Annotated in this window: 22 protein-coding genes; 21 read left to right on the top strand and 1 reads right to left on the bottom strand. The window is 52.6% G+C overall.

The genetic code is table 11. The features are described from left to right. Positions 1 to 49: 49 nt before the first annotated feature. The 19 genes from FVB43_RS10180 (at position 50) to FVB43_RS10270 (ending at position 16,233) form a co-directional block, all read left to right on the top strand. Positions 50 to 1,186, top strand: a complete 1,137-nt coding sequence (locus FVB43_RS10180; RefSeq protein WP_167863914.1) for a major capsid protein — start codon at positions 50 to 52, stop codon at positions 1,184 to 1,186. Positions 1,187 to 1,225: 39 nt separating this feature from the next. Then, positions 1,226 to 1,603, top strand: coding sequence for a hypothetical protein (locus tag FVB43_RS10185; RefSeq protein WP_159338013.1), 378 nt, complete (start codon positions 1,226 to 1,228; stop codon positions 1,601 to 1,603). Further along, positions 1,603 to 2,085, top strand: coding sequence for a DnaT-like ssDNA-binding protein (locus tag FVB43_RS10190; protein ID WP_167863915.1), 483 nt, complete (start codon positions 1,603 to 1,605; stop codon positions 2,083 to 2,085). Before FVB43_RS10185 ends, FVB43_RS10190 begins: the two co-directional genes overlap by 1 nt. Before the next feature lies 1 nt (position 2,086). Continuing rightward, positions 2,087 to 2,437, top strand: coding sequence for a hypothetical protein (locus FVB43_RS10195; RefSeq protein WP_159338015.1), 351 nt, complete (start codon positions 2,087 to 2,089; stop codon positions 2,435 to 2,437). A gap of 1 nt (position 2,438) precedes the next feature. Further along, positions 2,439 to 3,023 (top strand): hypothetical protein, encoded by a 585-nt coding sequence (locus tag FVB43_RS10200; protein WP_167863916.1) that lies wholly within the window; start codon positions 2,439 to 2,441, stop codon positions 3,021 to 3,023. Next, entirely contained in the window at positions 3,020 to 3,430 is a 411-nt protein-coding gene (locus FVB43_RS10205) for a phage tail terminator-like protein (protein ID WP_167863917.1), read from the top strand. Before FVB43_RS10200 ends, FVB43_RS10205 begins: the two co-directional genes overlap by 4 nt. A gap of 54 nt (positions 3,431 to 3,484) precedes the next feature. Beyond that, positions 3,485 to 4,144: a phage tail protein gene (locus FVB43_RS10210; RefSeq protein WP_167863918.1), complete on the top strand. Its 660-nt coding sequence runs from the start codon at positions 3,485 to 3,487 to the stop codon at positions 4,142 to 4,144. After that, positions 4,141 to 4,401, top strand: coding sequence for an Ig-like domain-containing protein (locus FVB43_RS10215; RefSeq protein WP_197931275.1), 261 nt, complete (start codon positions 4,141 to 4,143; stop codon positions 4,399 to 4,401). Before FVB43_RS10210 ends, FVB43_RS10215 begins: the two co-directional genes overlap by 4 nt. Before the next feature lie 36 nt (positions 4,402 to 4,437). Next, on the top strand, positions 4,438 to 4,749 hold the full coding sequence (locus tag FVB43_RS10220) for a phage tail assembly chaperone (RefSeq protein ID WP_167863919.1): 312 nt from the start codon (positions 4,438 to 4,440) through the stop codon (positions 4,747 to 4,749). 62 nt (positions 4,750 to 4,811) lie between these two features. Further along, positions 4,812 to 5,063 carry a DUF1799 domain-containing protein gene (locus FVB43_RS10225; protein ID WP_238337101.1) on the top strand — a complete coding sequence of 84 codons (252 nt, stop codon included), beginning with the start codon at positions 4,812 to 4,814 and terminating at the stop codon, positions 5,061 to 5,063. Next, complete coding sequence (locus FVB43_RS10230) at positions 5,063 to 8,464, top strand: phage tail tape measure protein (protein WP_167863920.1); 3,402 nt, start codon at positions 5,063 to 5,065, stop codon at positions 8,462 to 8,464. The genes FVB43_RS10225 and FVB43_RS10230 overlap by 1 nt, the downstream gene beginning before the upstream one ends. Before the next feature lie 36 nt (positions 8,465 to 8,500). Then, complete coding sequence (locus FVB43_RS10235; protein WP_159338020.1) at positions 8,501 to 8,848, top strand: phage tail protein; 348 nt, start codon at positions 8,501 to 8,503, stop codon at positions 8,846 to 8,848. A gap of 7 nt (positions 8,849 to 8,855) precedes the next feature. Then, positions 8,856 to 9,614: a phage minor tail protein L gene (locus tag FVB43_RS10240; protein ID WP_159338021.1), complete on the top strand. Its 759-nt coding sequence runs from the start codon at positions 8,856 to 8,858 to the stop codon at positions 9,612 to 9,614. 2 nt (positions 9,615 to 9,616) lie between these two features. Continuing rightward, positions 9,617 to 10,324 (top strand): C40 family peptidase, encoded by a 708-nt coding sequence (locus FVB43_RS10245; RefSeq protein WP_159338022.1) that lies wholly within the window; start codon positions 9,617 to 9,619, stop codon positions 10,322 to 10,324. A gap of 131 nt (positions 10,325 to 10,455) precedes the next feature. Continuing rightward, complete coding sequence (locus FVB43_RS10250; RefSeq protein ID WP_159338023.1) at positions 10,456 to 10,812, top strand: hypothetical protein; 357 nt, start codon at positions 10,456 to 10,458, stop codon at positions 10,810 to 10,812. A gap of 147 nt (positions 10,813 to 10,959) precedes the next feature. After that, positions 10,960 to 11,379, top strand: coding sequence for a hypothetical protein (locus tag FVB43_RS10255; protein WP_167863921.1), 420 nt, complete (start codon positions 10,960 to 10,962; stop codon positions 11,377 to 11,379). Continuing rightward, complete coding sequence (locus tag FVB43_RS10260) at positions 11,379 to 12,011, top strand: tail assembly protein (RefSeq protein WP_242462133.1); 633 nt, start codon at positions 11,379 to 11,381, stop codon at positions 12,009 to 12,011. The genes FVB43_RS10255 and FVB43_RS10260 overlap by 1 nt, the downstream gene beginning before the upstream one ends. 59 nt (positions 12,012 to 12,070) lie before the next feature. Next, positions 12,071 to 15,283, top strand: coding sequence for a TipJ family phage tail tip protein (locus tag FVB43_RS10265; RefSeq protein ID WP_167863922.1), 3,213 nt, complete (start codon positions 12,071 to 12,073; stop codon positions 15,281 to 15,283). Next, a complete protein-coding gene (locus tag FVB43_RS10270; protein WP_167863923.1) occupies positions 15,283 to 16,233 on the top strand; it encodes a hypothetical protein in 951 nt (316 codons plus the stop codon). The genes FVB43_RS10265 and FVB43_RS10270 overlap by 1 nt, the downstream gene beginning before the upstream one ends. Here FVB43_RS10270 and cor read toward each other — a convergent pair. Then, the gene (gene cor, locus FVB43_RS10275; RefSeq protein ID WP_167863924.1) at positions 16,227 to 16,484 is read right to left on the bottom strand and encodes a phage exclusion lipoprotein Cor; all 258 of its coding nucleotides are present in this window, start codon (positions 16,482 to 16,484) and stop codon (positions 16,227 to 16,229) included. The two genes, FVB43_RS10270 and cor, sit on opposite strands and share 7 nt — an antisense overlap. A 156-nt stretch (positions 16,485 to 16,640) precedes the next feature. Here cor and FVB43_RS10280 point away from each other — a divergent pair, with 156 nt between their 5' ends. Together FVB43_RS10280 and FVB43_RS10285 are read left to right on the top strand one after the other, a co-directional pair. Continuing rightward, positions 16,641 to 18,401, top strand: coding sequence for a hypothetical protein (locus FVB43_RS10280; RefSeq protein ID WP_167863925.1), 1,761 nt, complete (start codon positions 16,641 to 16,643; stop codon positions 18,399 to 18,401). Further along, positions 18,398 to 18,781, top strand: a complete 384-nt coding sequence (locus FVB43_RS10285; RefSeq protein WP_167863926.1) for a tail fiber assembly protein — start codon at positions 18,398 to 18,400, stop codon at positions 18,779 to 18,781. The genes FVB43_RS10280 and FVB43_RS10285 overlap by 4 nt, the downstream gene beginning before the upstream one ends. The last annotated feature ends 65 nt before the right edge of the window (positions 18,782 to 18,846 follow it).

Below are 18,846 nucleotides of genomic sequence, written 5' to 3' on the forward strand. Positions count from 1 at the left end.
AGCTGGATAGCTCAAAAATCACCCCTCAATTCGCAAAGGAAATTACCAAATGTCTAATACCCTCACTGGGTTGATCCCGACTATCTATACCGCTCTGGACGTTGTGTCCCGCGAGCAGGTGGGCTTTATTCCCGCCGTTGCACGTAATGCTAAAGCCGATGCTGCAGCTAAAGGGCAGACGGTTACCGCGTCTGTCGCGCCAGTGGCAACCACCGTCGATATCGAGCCTGGCCCAACCGCACCAAACAACGGTGATCAGGACATTGGCACAGTTGATGTCAAAATCACTAAATCCAAAATGGCACCTGTCAAATGGAACGGTGAAGAACAGTTGGCTATTGGTCCGTCAGGTACTTACAACACCATCCTCGCCGATCAGTTCAAACAGGCATTCCGCGCGCTGGCTAATGAAGTTGATGCCGATCTGGGTTCGCTTTACTACGGCACTTCACGCGCGGTTGGTACTGCCGGTACCACGCCTTTCGGTATCAAAGAAGATTTCACAGACGCTGCGCAGGCACGGCAGGTTCTCTCAGATAATGGTGCTCCAACCACTGATATGCAGATGGTGTTGGGTTCTTCTGCTATCACCAACCTGCGCGGTAAGCAGTCAGTACTATTCAAGGCTAATGAAGCCGGTACGGACTCTTTGTTGCGTGAAGGCGTTATTGGACGTCTTGAAGGGTTCAACATCCATGAATCAGCAGGTGTGAAGCGTGTTGCTGCTGGAGCCGGTGCTGGTTACCTGGTAAACGGTGCGAAACAGGCTGGCGATATCATCGTTGCTATCGATACCGGCACTGGCGGCATCGCACAGGGCAGCGTTGTCACCTTCGCTGGTGACGACAATAAGTATGTAGTGGCAGCTGCCACTGCCTCCACCATCACTCTCGCAGCACCGGGTCTGCGTCAGTCTCTGGCCGATAATGCAGAAATCACCATCAGCGGCTCGTTCACCGCGAATATGGCGTTTGATCGAGGTGCGTTCCTGCTTGCAGCGCGTACCCCAGCAATGCCTGAGGGCGGTGACGATGCCGATGACGTGATGAACGTTACCGATCCGGTTTCCGGCATTACCTTCCAGATTGCTCTGTACCGCCAGTATCGACAGGTGCGTTATGAAGTAGGCCTGGCCTGGGGCGTTGCATCCATCAAGCCAGCGCACGCAGTGCTGCTGCTGGGCTAATCACAGGGGCTTCGGCCCCTTTTTTAATCAGGAGGCCATATGGCTGGATTGACCAGAGAACAGAAGGCTGAACGCGAAGCGCAAAAGCTTGCGGAACAGCAGAACAGTGACCAAACCAACACGCAGACCGCTATTGGTGCAAATGCTCCTGAAATCGCAGGGGCATCCAGTGACGGAGCATCAGTAAGCCAGCAGCCAGCGCTGACTGATGGCGGCGATAATGATGCTGATCTGGATGGCAAGTTGGCTGCACTATCTCAGCAACTGGAACAGCAGCTTGCTGCTACCGAAACAGTAATGATGGTGCGTTCCTCCCCAGCGCATCCCGGCGGCCCGGTTGAAGCGGACGTTCATCCCAATGATGTCCATCTTTGGATTGATGAAGGCTGGGTGAAGGATACCAGCGAGGAGGCGTAATGCTGATTACCGATCCCTCTTCACCTGATTTCGAAAGCTACGCCAGCGTTATGGATCTGCGTGACCTGGCTGAGCGGCGGGGCTATGACGTTCCGGTGGAAGATGTTGAGTGTGAGCAGGTGCTGATGCAAGCGATGGATTACCTTTCAGGGCTGAAATGGAAAGGCACCCGCGCATATCCCGATCAGCCTCAGGCATGGCCGCGCACTTGCGTGGTGGTCGATGGTGCCACGCTGCCAGGTAACACCATACCGAAACAGCTGATCCAGGCGCAATGCAGGCTGGCAATCGAAGCACAGGAAACCGATTTGCAGCCATCTACTGCTGGCGGCGGGGAGGTGTTGCAGGAAACGGTAACCGGAGCGGTAAGCGTGACTTATGCGCAGGGCAGCCGAACAGCGGCGCCGTCATTCGCCTGGCTCGGTGGTTTGCTGCGCGGCATGGTAATGGGCAGTAGCCAGATCAGTGTTGTCAGGGGTTGATATGCCAATCAATTATTCCCGTATGCGCGCCACAGCGACCCGCCTGTTGACCGAAAACGGCATGAAGTATGACGTTAAGCGAAAGGGGGGCATCAGGGTTGTGGCTGGTAAAGAGGTGCACGATCCCGACCTGGACTTTACTGCCACAGGCGTGAGAACCGATTACGACCCAAAGGAAATCGACGGTACCAATATTCTGGCCGGTGATGTGCGGATCGCGTTCACTGCTGAAGCTGAGTTGCTGGTGGGTGATCTGATTGAGGTGGACAGCAAACTGCACCGTATTGTCAAACCTCACCCGGTAAAACCAGCATCGCTGGTGCTGTGTTATCAGGCACAATTGAGGGCGTGACATGTCACAAAATCAATCCTTCCTTTCCTCCATTGATGCTTTCGTTAACAAGGCAAAAGCTAACCAGGCAGATGTCGTGCGTGCAGTATCGATCAAGATACTGGCCCGACTGGTTCAGATGTCACCCGTTGGGAATCCTGAGACATGGGCTGTGAACCAGACTGCGGTTTCATATAACGAGGCTGTAGCAGAGCACAACAGTCTGCTGCGGCATAACCCGGAGAACCTGACGAAAGCTGGGCGGCTCAGGCCCGGCCGTAAAGTGAAGGACAGCATGGGTATCACTGCGCCGCCAGGTTATACGGGCGGCCGCTTCCGTGGCAACTGGCAGGTGTCATTCGATCAGAAGTCGGAGGGGGAAACCGGGCGTATTGATAAGTCCGGTAACGAAACCATTGCCGCAGGAAATATGGTGATCGAGCGCTTTAAGGTTGGCATGACAGCGGTCTATTTTTGCAACAACGTGCCGTATGCCTATCCGCTTGAATTCGGTCACTCAAAGCAGGCACCCGGCGGCATGGTGCGGATCACCGCTGCTGAGTTTCAGCGGTTCTTTGATGAAGCGGTACGGGAGGTGCAACAGTGAGTCGGCCTGATATTACGACAGTTCTGGAGGCCCGGCTGGGTGAGTGGGCAGAGGGGCAGGGATTGCAGGTGGCATATGACAATATCTCTTTTGACCCTCCTGGTGGTATTTATCTGACTTCTCACGATATGCCAGCCACGCCTTACGCAATCGACCTCAGCCAGCGCAGCAAAGTCTTTATCGGCGTGTACCAGGTGAATGTGGTGATCCCGGCAGCGCAGGGCCGAACAGCAGGAAAATCTGTTGCCTCCCAAATTGAGGAGATCTTCGCTAACGGTACCGAAATGAACGGAGAAGGATTCGCCTGCTATATCAGTTCTGAACCGGCGCAGTATGCCGGGATCTCCACTGATACCACTTACACCATCCCCATAAGCATGAACTACCGCGCTGACGTGGCGCAGTAATCCCCCTACCGACATTCGTTGGTTTTTTTATGTCCAAATAACGGAGAAACCATTATGGGCTTCGCATTACCTAATGGCGCCACGGTGTTCGTTGGTTCAGAGCTGGATGATGCTATTCCAGTAACGGCCGTATCGAATGCTCTTGGCGCTGTATTCACCGTTGCCACCGGCCATGGGCTGGCGGTTGATGATGTCGTGCTGATTAAATCGGGTTGGTCATTAATTGACGATTTGGTTGCTCGCGTTTCTGCGCAGACGGCTACCAGCATCACGGTCGGCATTATCGATACGTCAGATGTGAACTTCTTTGCAGCCGGTGCAGGTATCGGTTCAATTCAGAAGGTTACTGGCTGGACGGAAATCCCTCAAATTACGGAGGTGGCGCCATCAGGCGGCGATCAGCAGTATGTGCAGATCCAGTTCCTGGCGGATGATAACCAGCGAAACCTGGCGTCATATAAAGCGGCCAAAACGCTGACTTATACCCTCGCGCATGATTCAGCGCTGCCGATTTATCCAGTGCTGAAAAAAGCCGATCGATATGGGGACACTATGCCCATGCGCATGTACGTACCCAAGGCGAAAGAGATGCGCTACTGGTCTGGCACGCCATCATTCGACGGCGAACCGACATCAGCGGTAAACGCGGTGGAAACAACCACTGCTGCATTCTCCCGGAAGTCCCGCGATATGACGTTCTACAAGGAAAAGTGAGCACAGTAGCGGTAACTGGCGTCAGCCTGGATAAATCGACGATTGCTCTGGCAGTCGGTGAAACGTCCACGCTGGCCGCTACTGTACTTCCCACCAACGCCACTAACAAAGCCGTCATCTGGTCATCATCTGTTCCGACTATCGCTACCGTAACCAGCGGTGGGGTAGTGGAAGGTGTTGCTGATGGCAATGCAACTATCACCGCGACTACTGAAGACGGCACCAAAACAGCAAATTGCACCGTGACGGTAGCTTAACCACGCCCCCGGATGGGGGCTTTCTCAGAGAGAATTATGGCAACTAAATTTCAGCTTCAACCAAAGCCGACTTTCAAGGTCGACGTATCGATTCCGCGCGCTGGTGATGAAAATGGAGTTATCACATTCACCTTCAAGCACAAGCCGCTGAAAGAGCTTACTTCACTCGAAACGATGGAAGGAAAAACCACCGTTGATTTTCTGATCGAAATCACAGAAGCATGGGCGTTGCCCGATGAGTTCAACCGCGACAATCTCGAAACGCTGCTTGATAACTACCCGCGCGCGCTCGAAGCCGTCACCAAAGCTTATTACGACGAGCTGATGACGAATCGCCAAAAAAACTGATAGCGGTTGCCTCGGCGTTTTATACGCCTGCCCCCTCCACAGAAGACCTCGCAGCATTCGGCCTGAGCGCTGATGACTATACCGAAGAAGAGCAGACCGTTGAGGTCTGGCCTGATTGCTGGGCCGCATTTGGCGTTTTCCGTGCCATGGCAACGCAATGGCGCACTGGTGTGGGCGGGATTACCGGGTTGGATTACAACGTTCTGCCCTGGTTGATGAAAATGGAAGGCATAGACGACGAGGCTGCCGCGCTCAATGACGTCCGGATTATGGAACGTGCTGCGCTGGACCTGATCCACAGTAAGGGGGCGTAATGTCCGATATTGCAACAATTTCGCTCCGCGTTAACACCTCCGAACTGGAACGCGGCAATAAGGCTCTGGATGATTTTAAGGATGCTGCTGGTGCCGCCGCAAAGGGGGCTGACGATTTAGGAACCAGCAATAGAAGCGCAGGGAAACTGACGGCGGACGCTGCGCGGGAGATCAACGAGATTCATCAGCGTGTGCGTGACTTTACCAACGCACAGAAGCAGAGCCAGAGCAGCACCAAAGGTGCAACTCTGGCAACCGCCCAGCAGCAGCAGGAGCTGCAAAACCTGCTCAACCGCATCAGCCCGGTAAACCGTGCGCTGAATGACTTGGACGACCTGCAGACCAGCTTGTCGAAGCATCGCGGCAATCTTGACACGGAAACCTACGCCCGCTTTAACGCTATTCTGGATACCACTCGCACCAAACTTGCTCAGGTGATGGAGTCAGAAACGGCAGAGGGTCGCGCCCGTCAGGAGCAGGCGCAAAACGCAGAACGTGCTGCTGTTTCACAAAAGTCGTTTCTGCAAAGTCTCAATGATCAGGCGGCCGCGTTTAAATCTTCTAAAGCTGACATCGCTGAATACCGTGCCGCGCAAATGGGTATTAGCCAGCAAGCCGCCCCTATCATCGCCCGGCTACGTGAGCAGGAGCAGGCCGTTGCACGCGAGGCGGATCAGAAGCGTGCTGCTACCATCGCATCCAGAGGGTTGAAACAGGCACTGGCAGAACAGGAATCTGCTGAACGTGCAGTAGCAGCTGAATCAAGGCGTGCCGCCGCGGCGCAGCAGACCTTCATTGAGTCCCTGCAAAGCCAGGTCACAGCGATCGACAAAACACGCTCTGAGTTACTGGAGCTTAAAGCCGCACAACTGGGTGTTTCATCGCAGGCCGCGCCGATGATTGCCCGACTGCGGGATCAGGAAAATGCGTGGAAAACGGGTGCTGTTAGTGCAGGTCAGTATCGCCAGGCAATGCGTATGCTCCCGGCGCAGTTCACTGATATCGCGACTTCCATCGCTGGCGGTATGCCTATCTGGATGATCGCCATTCAGCAGGGCGGCCAGATCAAGGACTCATTCGGTGGAGTAGGTAATTCACTCAAGGCGCTGGCCAGTCTGATCACTCCCGTCCGCCTGGCGCTCGGCGGGCTGGTTACGGCTGGTGCGCTGGTGGCCTACAACTTCTTCAGTGCGGCAGAGCGTTCTGAAGAGCTGCGAAAGTCTCTGGCGCTGACCAACAGCTATTCAGGGCTGACGGCCACATCCCTGCAGAACACAGTATCAGCGGCTAACGCAGCTGGCGTGTCCTACTCAAGCGCCTCTGATTCTCTGAACAGTTTAGTAAAAGCTGGTGTGCCGGCCGGTGCTAATTTCGAGATGCTGACCGTATCGGTGTCGAAATTTTCGAAGGAGTCCGGCGTTGCGCTCGACGAAGTGGCCAAAGATATCGCGGCGCTGGCGAATGACCCGTCAAAAGGCATCCTGGCGCTGAACGAGAAATATCATTTCCTCACTGCGGTGCAGTACCAGCATATCGCTGCGCTGCAGGAAGAGGGGCGCTATACCGAAGCGCTGGCGGAGGCTAACCGCGTTGCCGCTGACGGTATGGAAACTGCAGCTACCAACATGAAGGAATCACTGGGTACTGTCTCACGCATCATGCGCGGTCTAACCGACATGGCCAAAGGCATGTGGGACGCGATTGAGGGCATTGGCCGCGCTCCAACACAGAACGAAGCGCTGACCACACTGATGAACCGTCGCAACAGTGTGCAGGCGCAAATCACCAACTCAGAGGCGACCGGATATAACCAGAAAAACGGCCGCCTTGATGAGTGGCGCAAAGAACTTGGTGTGCTTAACGCTCAGATCAACGCTTTTACTCTTCAGGGCGATATTCAGGTAGCGAAGGAAAAAGCCGCCAGCGATGCGCGGGCGCAGCATAACCAGAATCTGACTGATGCCATATCTCTGCAGCAGGGTCTTAATCAGGGGCTTACCAACGCTGAGAAGCGTGAAAAGGCTATCACTGAGCTGAATCAGCAGCGCATCCGAATGAATAAAGCGGCAGCGGCTGATCCTAAAAGCAACCTTGGTATGTCGGATGCTGATTATCAGAAGCGCCTGGCGAACATTGCCAATCAGTATAAGGATCCGAAGACTGCCAAAGGCAAAACCTATACCACTCCAGCGGGGAATAGGGCTGAGGATAGCGGGCAAAGCGAGCTTCTGGCACTGCAGGCTCAATATAAAGTTCTCCAGCAGCACAGCAGCATCAATGATGTCATCAGTCAGCAGCGCAAAGATCTTTGGAAAACCGAATCACAGTTCACTGTGCTGGAGGAAGCGGCACGGACTCGCCAACTGTCAAAGCAGGAGCAATCCCTGCTCGCCAGTAAAGACCAGGTGCTGCAGTTGGCGCGCCAGAAAGCGTTACTTGGCGACCAGATCACCGCCCAGGAGCAGCTTAACAAGCGCATGGACACTGCGCAGAAGTATGCGACGCAAATGGCTGAGAAACAGCAGGCGTTGCAGACCAGCTCAACAATGAGCGACCGAATGGCAAGCCGTGAAGCAGCTCGTTCTCAGCTTCGTAGCGGCTGGCAGAACGCTGGTGGAAGCCTGTCTGATGATGGTTATCGAACTGAGCTAAAAGCGGCAGAGGACTATTACGCTGCTGAAGACGCGCTTCGTAGCGACTGGCTGTCCGGTGCTAAAAAGGGATGGGCTGAATATCAGGACTCTGCAACCAACGTTTATTCATCTGTGAGCCAGGTTGCACAGGCCGGGTTAAATGGCCTGGCCGATGCCCTCACATCGATGGTCACCACTGGAAAGGCCAGCATCAAAGATTTTGGCGTTTCCATGCTGAAGATGATCGTTGAGGTTATCAACCGTCTTCTCATTGCCTACGCAGTTCAGCAGGCTCTCGGCTGGATTAGCGCTGGCGCATCAGCTACATCAACGGCAGCCTCGGCTGGTTCAACTGGTGCTATGGGCATGTCTACCAGTTATGCCGCATATGACGAAGGTGGTTATACCGGTTCTGGCGGGAAGTATGAGCCTGCCGGTGTTGTACACAAAGGTGAATTCGTTTTCACCAAAGAGGCGACACAGCGGATCGGCGTATCAAACCTTTACGGGATGATGCGCGGCTATGCAGATGGCGGCGTGGTCGATGGTGCAGGGATGATGTATGGCACATCGTCCAGTGGCGCTGCAGGTGTAAACGTACAAGCCTCAGTCACCGTAAACACTGGAGACAACCAACAGCAATCAGCCAGCCAGAACGCTGCACTTTCCAAAGCCTATCAACAGACAGTTGATCGCTCTGTGAGAGAGGGGATTCAGAGGGAAACACGGCAAGGTGGCATCATCTGGCAGGCCCAGCAGACCCGTTAACGCCCGGTCCGCCGGGCATTTCTTCCTGGAGGGAAAATGGCGATCGAAACATTTACCTGGCGAACCCAGATCCAGAACCAGCCCCAAGGGGCTTACACACAACGTGTGCGTGAAGCAGGGTTTGGGGATGGGTACAAACAGGTGTCAGGGGACGGACTAAACCCTGAGTCACAAAGCTGGCCTCTCACCTTTACAGGTCGTGAGCAGGACATGCTGCCAATCCATACCTTCATGCGCAATCATGTAGTTAAATCCTTCATCTGGACGCCACCTTACGGTGTTGCAGGCCTTTACCGCGTAGCGAAGGAGTCCATCGGCGCAATGCCGATCGGCGGTAATGCTATGACCGTCATAGGGACATTCGAACAGGCATACGCATCATAGGAGCCATATGGCTATCAACAGTGATATACAGAAACTGGAACCGGGAAACTGGGTCAGGCTTCTCGAGGTGGATGGTAGCGAGTTTGGCGCTGATATATTGCGCTTCCATGCGCATAACATTCCTCATACTCCTGAGGAAATTGCAGCGGCCGGTGGAGATAAAACCAAACTGCCACCAAAGTCTATCTGGTGGCAGGGAAACGAATATACTGCGTGGCCATGTGAGATTACAGGAATTGAGGCTGCTACCAGCGGCACAAGCGCACAGCCAAAGCTATCTGTGGCAAACATCAACGGTTCTATTACGGCTCTTTGCTTAGCTTACGACGATATGCTGCAGGCCAAAGTGTACGTTCATGACACGTTTGCGCAGTACCTCGACGTGCGGAATTTCGCGGGGGGCAATGTTACCGCCGACCCGACACAGGAAAAGATCCAAGTATTCTATATCGACAGCAAAAGCAAGGAAGTGCCTGGTGTAAGTATTGAATTCACATTGAGCAGCCCGATGGACCTGCAGGGGCTGATGATCCCCACACGCCAGTTGCACTCACTTTGCACCTGGTGCATACGAGGGAAGTACCGCAGCGGCGATGGCTGCGACTATGCCGGTACCAAATATTTCGATAAGCACGGCAATCCGGTAGATGACCCCTCGCAAGATGTTTGCAATGGCACTCTGAACAGTGGGTGTAAACCCCGTTTTGGCGCTAACAATCCGCTGCCTTTTGGTGGCTTCCCTGGCACCTCCCTGATTAAGAGCTGATCATGCGTGAAAAAACTCAGCAGGCAATATTTGAGCATGCGCGTCAGTGCTATCCGTCGGAGTGCTGCGGCGTCATTGCGCAGAAAAGCCGGGTAGAGCGGTATTTTCCCTGCCGTAACCTGTCGGAAAAGCCAGAAGATGATTTCCACCTCTGCTCGGAGGATTACGCCGCGGCGGAGGACTGGGGAACCATTACTGCGATCATTCACAGCCATCCGGATGGCACCACCCATCCCAGCGAATTGGATAAAGCCCAGTGTGATGCCACTAAACTGCCCTGGCATATCGTCAGCTGGCCAGAGGGGGATCTGCGTACCATACAGCCCCGTGGCGAATTGCCGCTCCTTGAGCGCTCATTTGTGCTGGGGCATACCGACTGCTGGGGGCTGGTTATGAGCTACTTCAAGCAGGAACACGGTATCGAACTGACTGACTTCCGGGTGGATTACCCATGGTGGGAGGGCGGAATAGAGAATCGCTATCTGGACAACTGGTATGCGTGTGGTTTTCGGGAGTTCAGTGGGGATCCGCAACCCGGTGACGTGGTCATTATGCAAGTTCAGGCTCCGGTAGCCAACCATGCTGGCGTACTGCTGGCTGACAATATGCTGCTACACCACATGTACGGCATGATGAGCCAACGAGTGCCATACGGGGGGTACTGGCGGGACAGGACGGTGAAGATAGTCCGATATGGGGATTTTTGTTGATGACTACCTGGCGAAGAATACGCCTAGGCTTGCTAAGTCAATGAAATAGAAGTGGCGCTTATATTTAGGAATTCTTTTGTAAAGCTTCCGTGATAAGATGTTTCTGATTGCAATCAAATGGAAATGTATTAATGAAAAAGGTTTTAGCTGTTGTTCTGGGTGCTCTGGTTCTCTCTGGATGTTCAATTCGCATAGCCGATCTGACAGTTGGCAGCACCAAAAATTACAACATCAATGGCAATAAGTTCGTTACCGGCCCGCGTGTAACAGCAGAAGATTCATACCCTGTGATCCTGTTCCCTACAGGCATTCCTAACATGAAAACTGCCATTGACCGTGCCATCGAGAAGGATAAGTGCGCTGTTGGCCTGAGTAATGTGGTAATTACCCAGCTAAACCATGCCTTTATTTTCGGTAAAATCGGTATCCGTGCCGAAGGCAACCTGATCATCGACCGCAGCTTGCCAGGTTGCGAGAATCACGCTTAAACCCACTGAGGTTTGTAGCTAGTAACCCGCCACCCGGCGGGTTTTTTTCTTTCAGGGGCATGCCTACTCAGGTGTGATTCTTATCTTCTTGCGTTACCTTGATCCCGGTCGCTGCTATCATTCTGCAACTTACTTCTGAGGGAACGAATGATGAAAAAATCCGCATTTTTGCTGGTGGCGCTAATCAGCATCGCTGGTTGCACAACCACACCAATCCCAACAAACAAGGCAGTAGATGTTCCGTCTGAGCGGGTTTTCAATAAAGCTTTATTGAACGACGGTCCCGATAGAGGAACTGTGATTGTTAAGCGTGATTCTGGTCATGTCGGCAACGCTTGCTATAGCATTGTGTACATGGATGGAAAAGAGATTGCCTATCTCGATCCTGGAGAAAAGTTTGAATTTTACCCCCCAGTTGGGGATCACATTATCGGGGCACAACCTAAAGGTATGTGTGGCGGATCGACAAGTGAGTTGTCGATTACAGTCCGACATGGGGAAAAGCACACCTTCAGGGTCGGATATGACTCGGGCGTAATATTTAGATTAAGCCCAACAGCATTTTAATGATAACAGCCGCTTTGAGCGGCTTTTTTTATGGGTGGAATATGCAGGAAAAAATGAGAACAGTACGCCTTTATGGTGTACTTGGGGCAACCTTTGGCCGGGTACACCGTCTCGCCGTATCCACGCCAAAAGAAGCGCTTAAAGCACTATCTGTGATACTCCCCGGCTTTGAGCCGTTCATCAATAACAGTAGGCGCAGGGGTCTCGCTTACGCGGTATTCAGTGGTAAGAGCAACCTTACTATTGACGGGTTGAATACGGACAATAGTGATCGTGATATTCGTATTGCTCCGATGATTATCGGCAGTAAGCAAGCTGGAGTTTTCCAAATCATTGCAGCAGCAATTATCGCGGTTGTCATGTGGTGGAACCCATTAGGGTGGTCAGCGGCCGCAGTCGCTGCTGGTTACGCCACAGCAGCGTCTATGGCTATCGGTGGCGTTATTCAGATGCTCTCACCTCAAGCCAGAGGACTCGCCAGTAAGCAGGATGCTGACAACCAGGCTTCTTATGCGTTTGGAAGCGTGACTAACACGGCCGCCCAGGGATATCCCGTTGCGCTTCCTTACGGAAAGCCACGAATCGGCGGGGCCATTATTTCCGCCGGCATCTATGTTGAAGACCAGCAGTAAATAACGCATCAATCCACCTTTAAGGTCGCCATTTGGCGGCCTTTTTTTATGGGCGCAATATGGCAACAGCTACCGCGATTAAAGGCCGCAAAGGCGGCAGCTCTTCTGGCCGCACTCCCATCGAAAAACCTGATGATCTCCAGTCTGTCGCTAAAGCAAAACTATTGCTTGCTCTCGGCGAGGGTGAGATTGAAGGCGGTTTGACTGATCAGACAATTTTCCTCGATGGCACACCGCTAAAAAACAGAGACGGGTCCAATAATTTCAGTGGCGTGGTGTGGGAATTTCGTCCGGGAACCCAGGCACAAACTTATATCCAGGGTATGCCAGGCACTGAAAACGAAGTCAGTGTTGGCACTGAGATTAAAAGCGATGCTACCTGGTCCCATACCTTTACTAATACGCAACTGTCTGCAATTCGTCTCCGTCTTAAGTGGCCGTCCCTGTTTAAGCAGGAAGACGATGGGGATCTGGTTGGCTACTCAATACGCTATGCCATCGATCTGCAAACAGATGGCGGTTCGTTTGTCACAGTCGTCAATACGGCAGTAACTGGCAAAACCACTTCCGGCTATGAGCGCAGTCACCGCATAGATTTGCCGCAGGCGGGAAGAACCTGGACGGTGCGTCTGCGCAGGATGACAACCAACGGTAACAGCGCGAAAGTTGGCGATGCAATGACGCTTCAGAGCTACACGGAAGTGATCGACGCCAAACTGCGCTATCCGCACACCGCACTTCTTTATATCGAATTCGACTCCAGCCAGTTTAACGGTTCAATCCCTCAGATTTCATGTGAACCCAAAGGGCGGATCATCCGTGTTCCGGATAATTACGACCCGATCGGTCGCACTTATGCCGGGACCTGGTCAGGCGTTTTTAAGTGGGCGTGGACTGACAACCCGGCATGGATTTTTTACGACATCGTGATCAGCGACCGCTTTGGCCTTGGCCAGCGCCTTTCTGCCGCGAACATTGATAAATGGGAACTGTATCGCGTTGCGCAGTATTGTGACCAGCCAGTGCCGGACGGCAAAGGCGGTAATGGTACGGAACCTCGCTATAAGTGTGATGTTTACGTGCAGCAGCGCAACGATGCTTACACAGTCCTGCGCGATTTTGCCGCCATATTCCGGGGCATGACCTACTGGGGCGGTAATCAGATTGTGGCGCTGGCCGATATGCCGCGTGACGTCGACTACAGCTACACCCGCGCCAACGTGATTGATGGCCTGTTCACATACTCGAGCAGCACCACCAAGACTCGTTACACCACTGCCCTGGTATCCTGGACGGATCCGGGGAATGGCTATGCAGATGCAATGGAGCCGGTGTTTGAGCAGGAGCTTGTAGTGCGTTATGGCTTCAACCAGCTCGAGTTGACGGCGATCGGCTGCACCCGACAGACGGAAGCAAATCGCAAGGGGCGTTGGGGCATTCTGACCAACAACAAAGACCGCGTTGTGACTTTCTCCGTAGGCCTGGATGGCATGATCCCGCAACCGGGTTACATCATTGGCGTCGCTGATGAACTCCTGTCAGGGAAGGTAACCGGCGGCCGCATTAGCGCTGTTAACGGTCGCTCAATCACACTGGACCGTACAGCCGATGCAGTGGCTGGTGATCGGCTGATTCTGAACCTACCGAGCGGCGCTGCGCAGAGTCGTACGATTCAAAGCGTAACCGGTACGGTAATCACCGTGACTGTGGCATATAGCGAAGTACCAGAACGCGAAAGCGTTTGGGTTGTTGAGTCTGATCAGCTTTACGTGCAGCAGTACCGCGTTCTCAGCATCGCAGACAATAACGACAACACCTTCACTATTTCAGCCGCTTATCACGACCCGGATAAATATGCCCGCATCGATACCGGCGCAATAATTGATGAACGCCCGATCAGTGTTGTGCCGCCAGGCAGCCAGTTACCGCCGTCCGGTATCACTATTGAGTCGTATTCGGTGGTTAACCAGGGCATCAGCGTACAGACCATGCGTGCGGCGTGGGGTGAAACGGCTAACGCCATATCTTACGAAGCGCAATGGCGGCGCAACGAGGGCAACTGGGTGAGCGTAGCCCGCAGCTCAACGACGTCCTTTGAAGTACCTGGCATCTATGCTGGCCGCTATGTTGTCCGCGTTCGTGCTATTAATGCGGCGGAAATTTCGAGCAGCTGGGGATATTCGGATGAAATCACGCTGACGGGCAAAGTTGGCAATCCACCCAAGCCGGTTGGCCTGGCTGCTATCGGTATCAACTGGGGTATTCAGTTGAACTGGGGTTTCCCGGAAAACACGTCAGATACCCTGAAGACGGAAATTCAGTATTCAGTTAACAGCGACCAATCCGATCCGTTGCTGCTTTCTGACGTCCCATATCCGCAAGCCACTTACACACAGATGGGGCTGAAAGCTGGTCAGGAGTTCTGGTACCGGGCGCAACTGGTCGATAAGACAGGCAACGAGTCCGGCTACACAGAATGGATCAGGGGCATGGCCAACAATAATGCTGATGATTATCTGGGCGATATCACGGGTGATTTTCTGACCGGGAAAGATGGTGACAGGCTGACGAGCAACATTGAGATGAACCTTGAAGCCATTCTCCAGAATGCGCTCAGCCTCGGTTCTACCATCGATCACCAGTTCGCCGTCATGGGTACAGTCAAAGCCGACATTATGACTATCAGGACGACGATAGCCGAAGTTGATGAAGCACTGGCCGAGCTATCAACAACAGTCCAGGCGCAAATCGAAGACGTCACCGCAACGCTCGAAGATAAGCTGACTGCGGTCGTTGATGGTGACGGAGCATCGGCGGTTTACACGCTGAAAGCAGGCGTTCGCATCAATGACGTTGTGTATAACGCGGGTATGTCGATTGCAGTATTGGCAGAGCCGGGTCAGCCTGTTGTAACCCGTGTGGGCTTCAATGCTAATCAATTTGTTCTGATGTCTGGCTCTGGTGATACGCAGTTCTCTCCCTTTGCAGTAAAGGATGGGCAGGTGTTCATCAGTAGCGCCTTTATTCAGAATGCAACAATAACCAGTGCACACATTGCTGATGCCGCAATTACTCGGGCAAAAATTGCCGAGGTTATTCAATCAGAAAACTATGTGCCGGGTAAAACTGGCATGGCTATTAATTTTAAAACTGGAGAGTTTGAGCTTAACGGAAGTGTTCAAGGGGAGGGGCGTTTCTCCATTACAAACCTACGGTCTGTATCATTTGACGAAGAGGGTTTCCCTTCTGCCGTTATGGGGAAAAGATTATAATGACATTTGGACTTCAAATATTCGTCAAAGGCACTTCATATGATGTTGTGAATTCTATGGACTTCAATTTTGTGTTTGATATATTCAACGCAAATGCAGGATCTGGAAGTCGTAGTTACAATAATTTACCTTCCTGCTCCTTTGAGCTTGTGCCCATATCAAATCTTGCTAGTACTGGAAGCAGAACATTTTCGTTTAGCCAGTCAGGTAAGACAGTTACATGGTCTAGCAGTACGGCAGTTAAAGTGGCTGTTATAGCCACGCCAAAAGTAGGAGCTGAATTTCCCGAAAATAATTTCGGGTTTAGATATTACAAAAATAAGATTCCATATTTATCCCCTAATTTCGTGCCGTTTTCTCTTGTTCAGGTGCTCAATGTCACCCCATCGACAGGGGCGATAATCCGTACCAACGTCCCTGCTGGGAAAAATGTTTTGGTGTTTCATCGCGGCGTTAGCGGGATTGATGATTTCTGGTACACTGAAACCACTCAGGCAGGTTTTGTAGCATTAGACGTTGCATTTTCAAGAGAAAATACCCCCGCGAGGATATACGTTTTTGCGCAATATTTGGTCAACGTACCAGAGCACGGTTTTTTTATGTATCGAAAAGGTGAAATGGTTTGGCACAGCAAATGCTTGCCTTTGAGATTACAGGTCATTAATGTTCCTGAAGATAGCTTTGTTGTTAGAAAAAACACTCCAATGGCAATTATGAGTACGGTTTCAGGGAACCTCAATTTACAACTGGGAGGATCAGGATACAGAAGAATATTTACAGCACCTGCCGCTGGTTGGAGTGGAACACAATATGAGGCGTCCACGATGGGTTATCGTTATATTAACGATATTATGTCAGGTTCGCCTCCAGGAGGCTGGCGAATGCCTTATGTGGGTTATATTGATACAGCTATCTATGATCAGTATTATAAGTCTGCATTGGGTTACTGAGTTACCTTACAAGCTAATTTATCACACTCTCCAGTGTACGTGAATGAACCACGCTTCACCCATTCATAACCGAATACAGAACCAGATCGGTATTCTTTATCGTTGACACCCTGCCTGATATCAAATACGGGAATATCATAATCCCCACGAGAAAGATGAGCAGTGTTGTGGCAGATGGGGGGTGTATTTGTCACGCATGAAGCTGAGGATACAACCACCAAAATCAGCAAGCTTTTACGAAGAATTTCCATTTCTCACCCATAAGTAAAATTTATGAGAATAATCTTACAGTATACGTAACAAAATGCTTCTTTTTTTGCGATTGCGATTCTTTACCCCCGCCTTTAACTCAAATAACCGCAGCAGCCCAACCCTCCATGGAGGGTTTTTCGTCTGGAGAAAACTCTATGCCAGCAGGCACTATTGCATTAACTAATAACTCAGCAGCCGTTACGGGGACAGGGACTTCATTCGGAACTGAACTGGCTGCGAATGATTTCATTGTGGCCACAGTCGGCGGTGTCACGTACACCCTTGGTATTGAGTCTGTCGACTCTGCAACGGCACTTACGCTTTCAAAAATTTATGACGGCCCAACAACAGCCACCGCAGCCTGGACGCCTTTGCCCGCTGCGGCCATGTCTTTAATCAGCGCTCAGACAGCCGCAGATGTGGCGCGAGCGTTGCGTGCAGCCAACTTTGACAAGGTGAATTGGCAGCAGGTGTTCAGTGAACTCGGCGACATTACTGTTACGCTGCCAGACGGCAGTCAGTTCCAGGGCCCAAGCTGGCGCAAAATCTCCGAACTGCTCGCAACGCTGGACGTCGGCAGCATCACTGAGATTGCCGCTCAAATCCATGCAGATGCGGAACAAGTGGCATCGGATAAGTCATTAATCTTGCAGGCCGCAGATAATGCTATTGCCGCCAATAATTCTGCTCAGCAAGCAAAAGAGGGCGCCCAGGCCGCAGACCAGTCAGCGCAACAGTCTAAAGCCGATGCAACCACGCAGGCTGGGATAGCCAAGGCTGAGGCTGACCGAGCGAAAGCTGAAGCAGACCGCGCGGCGGCATCGAATCCTGATAACTCACTGCTGAAAAGCCAGAATCTGAATGATCTCCCGGATAAATCTGAGTCTCGTAAAAACTTGGATGTGTACTCAAGGGCGGAGGTAGACGGTAAAGGGGGTGGCTATGTTGGTCGCGCATTCTGGCACCCTCTCCGCACCTCCGTGCCAGGAGGGAACTCTCCTGCGGATGGGCAAGTTGTTAACCGCACCGGGGCTTACGCGTCCCTGTGGGCTGAATGCGCAGCGGGGAGGCTGCCAGTCGTAACAGACGCGGTATGGCTGGCCGATACGACGAAACGCGGTTGCTACTCAAGCGGGGATGGCTCAACAACATTCCGCTTCCCCGATTATAACGGCGTTCAGCCAGGCTCGATTCCTGCGCCCGTAATGCGTGGTGATGGTGGTTTGACAGACGGGACCATTCAGCAGAACGCTGCGCCAGCAATCCGAGGCAGTCTTGGCGGGTATTGGCGAGCAATTGGTACACCTGATGGTGCTTTTGCTGCGAGCGCCCCGGTTAGTAGCAACACCGCAGGCACAGCAACACCGACTTACACTGATACCAATTTTGACGCCAGCCGTTCAAACCTTGCTTATGGCCGCGACGGCGCAACAGAAGTCCGTATGAACTCCCTCGTGGGGTGCTGGGTTATTCAGTTTGCCGGGGTTGCAAATAACTCAGGCAGCATTGACGCGCTAGCTCTGGCAACACGCATCGAGCAAGTATCGCAGTCAGTTACTGCCGTGAGCAATAGAATAGGCTATGCGCTAGTGACTACAACAACTGACCTTGCCTTGGGGTCGCGTACCTCCTTTGCCAATCCTTTTGGTAACACAACCCCGGTAATCCTCGTTGCTGAGTTTTATCACCAGACGTTGGGGGTGTGGGTGAGCACTGGTCTGGGTTGGAATACGGGCAACGGCAACAGCTACGGAGTCGCTGCTTACCAGAACATGTCAGCAGGTTTGGTGCTATGTATCGGCTCCGCGGGGTATGCTGCCAATACTGCTGCATTTCCCTTTTCAAGTACCACTCTATCCACTAACTACACAACGCCTGGCCCAATAAGGGTCCACGTTTGGAAGGTGACGCAATGATAATCTACGTATCAACACACGACTACCGCTCGTATGGCTTCAGCCCAGACCTGTGGGAGGGGGCCGTGATCCCGGTAGAAGTGCCTGAGGAGTTTAGCGGCGGGAATATGACCTATGATCCGGGGGCAGACACCTGGATCGTGGACGTGCCCGCGAAGTGGGACTACGTAGGCGAAGCTAATTCTAAAAAACAGGAGCTGACTGCACTATTCTGGTCAGAAACTGAAAACTGGCGCTTAGACTTGCAGCTGGGCGACATCAGCGAAGCGGACTCCGACAGCCTGAAATTGTGGGTAGCCTGGCGCAAAGCCGTTGAGGCTGTCGACACGTCTATCGCATCAGAAGAAACCCCAGTAGAGTTTCCAGTTTTCCCCGTATAAATACATCAACTTAGTCTACTGGAAGTGTTTTTTTGACGAATTAAATAGGGCCTGTAGATGATCGC

The sequence above is a fragment of the Erwinia rhapontici genome, assembly GCF_012271765.1.
GTDB lineage: Bacteria > Pseudomonadota > Gammaproteobacteria > Enterobacterales > Enterobacteriaceae > Erwinia > Erwinia rhapontici.

Coding starts and splice junctions, on each gene's coding strand:
- FVB43_RS10240 (WP_159338021.1), top strand. CDS start 8,856: ATGGCTATCAACAGTGATATACAGAAACTGGAACCGGGAAACTGGGTC.
- cor (WP_167863924.1), bottom strand. CDS start 16,484: ATGGAAATTCTTCGTAAAAGCTTGCTGATTTTGGTGGTTGTATCCTCA.
- FVB43_RS10270 (WP_167863923.1), top strand. CDS start 15,283: ATGACATTTGGACTTCAAATATTCGTCAAAGGCACTTCATATGATGTT.
- FVB43_RS10285 (WP_167863926.1), top strand. CDS start 18,398: ATGATAATCTACGTATCAACACACGACTACCGCTCGTATGGCTTCAGC.
- FVB43_RS10260 (WP_242462133.1), top strand. CDS start 11,379: ATGATAACAGCCGCTTTGAGCGGCTTTTTTTATGGGTGGAATATGCAG.
- FVB43_RS10190 (WP_167863915.1), top strand. CDS start 1,603: ATGCTGATTACCGATCCCTCTTCACCTGATTTCGAAAGCTACGCCAGC.
- FVB43_RS10245 (WP_159338022.1), top strand. CDS start 9,617: ATGCGTGAAAAAACTCAGCAGGCAATATTTGAGCATGCGCGTCAGTGC.
- FVB43_RS10180 (WP_167863914.1), top strand. CDS start 50: ATGTCTAATACCCTCACTGGGTTGATCCCGACTATCTATACCGCTCTG.
- FVB43_RS10210 (WP_167863918.1), top strand. CDS start 3,485: ATGGGCTTCGCATTACCTAATGGCGCCACGGTGTTCGTTGGTTCAGAG.
- FVB43_RS10265 (WP_167863922.1), top strand. CDS start 12,071: ATGGCAACAGCTACCGCGATTAAAGGCCGCAAAGGCGGCAGCTCTTCT.
- FVB43_RS10220 (WP_167863919.1), top strand. CDS start 4,438: ATGGCAACTAAATTTCAGCTTCAACCAAAGCCGACTTTCAAGGTCGAC.
- FVB43_RS10230 (WP_167863920.1), top strand. CDS start 5,063: ATGTCCGATATTGCAACAATTTCGCTCCGCGTTAACACCTCCGAACTG.
- FVB43_RS10185 (WP_159338013.1), top strand. CDS start 1,226: ATGGCTGGATTGACCAGAGAACAGAAGGCTGAACGCGAAGCGCAAAAG.
- FVB43_RS10200 (WP_167863916.1), top strand. CDS start 2,439: ATGTCACAAAATCAATCCTTCCTTTCCTCCATTGATGCTTTCGTTAAC.
- FVB43_RS10250 (WP_159338023.1), top strand. CDS start 10,456: ATGAAAAAGGTTTTAGCTGTTGTTCTGGGTGCTCTGGTTCTCTCTGGA.
- FVB43_RS10195 (WP_159338015.1), top strand. CDS start 2,087: ATGCCAATCAATTATTCCCGTATGCGCGCCACAGCGACCCGCCTGTTG.
- FVB43_RS10235 (WP_159338020.1), top strand. CDS start 8,501: ATGGCGATCGAAACATTTACCTGGCGAACCCAGATCCAGAACCAGCCC.
- FVB43_RS10280 (WP_167863925.1), top strand. CDS start 16,641: ATGCCAGCAGGCACTATTGCATTAACTAATAACTCAGCAGCCGTTACG.
- FVB43_RS10255 (WP_167863921.1), top strand. CDS start 10,960: ATGATGAAAAAATCCGCATTTTTGCTGGTGGCGCTAATCAGCATCGCT.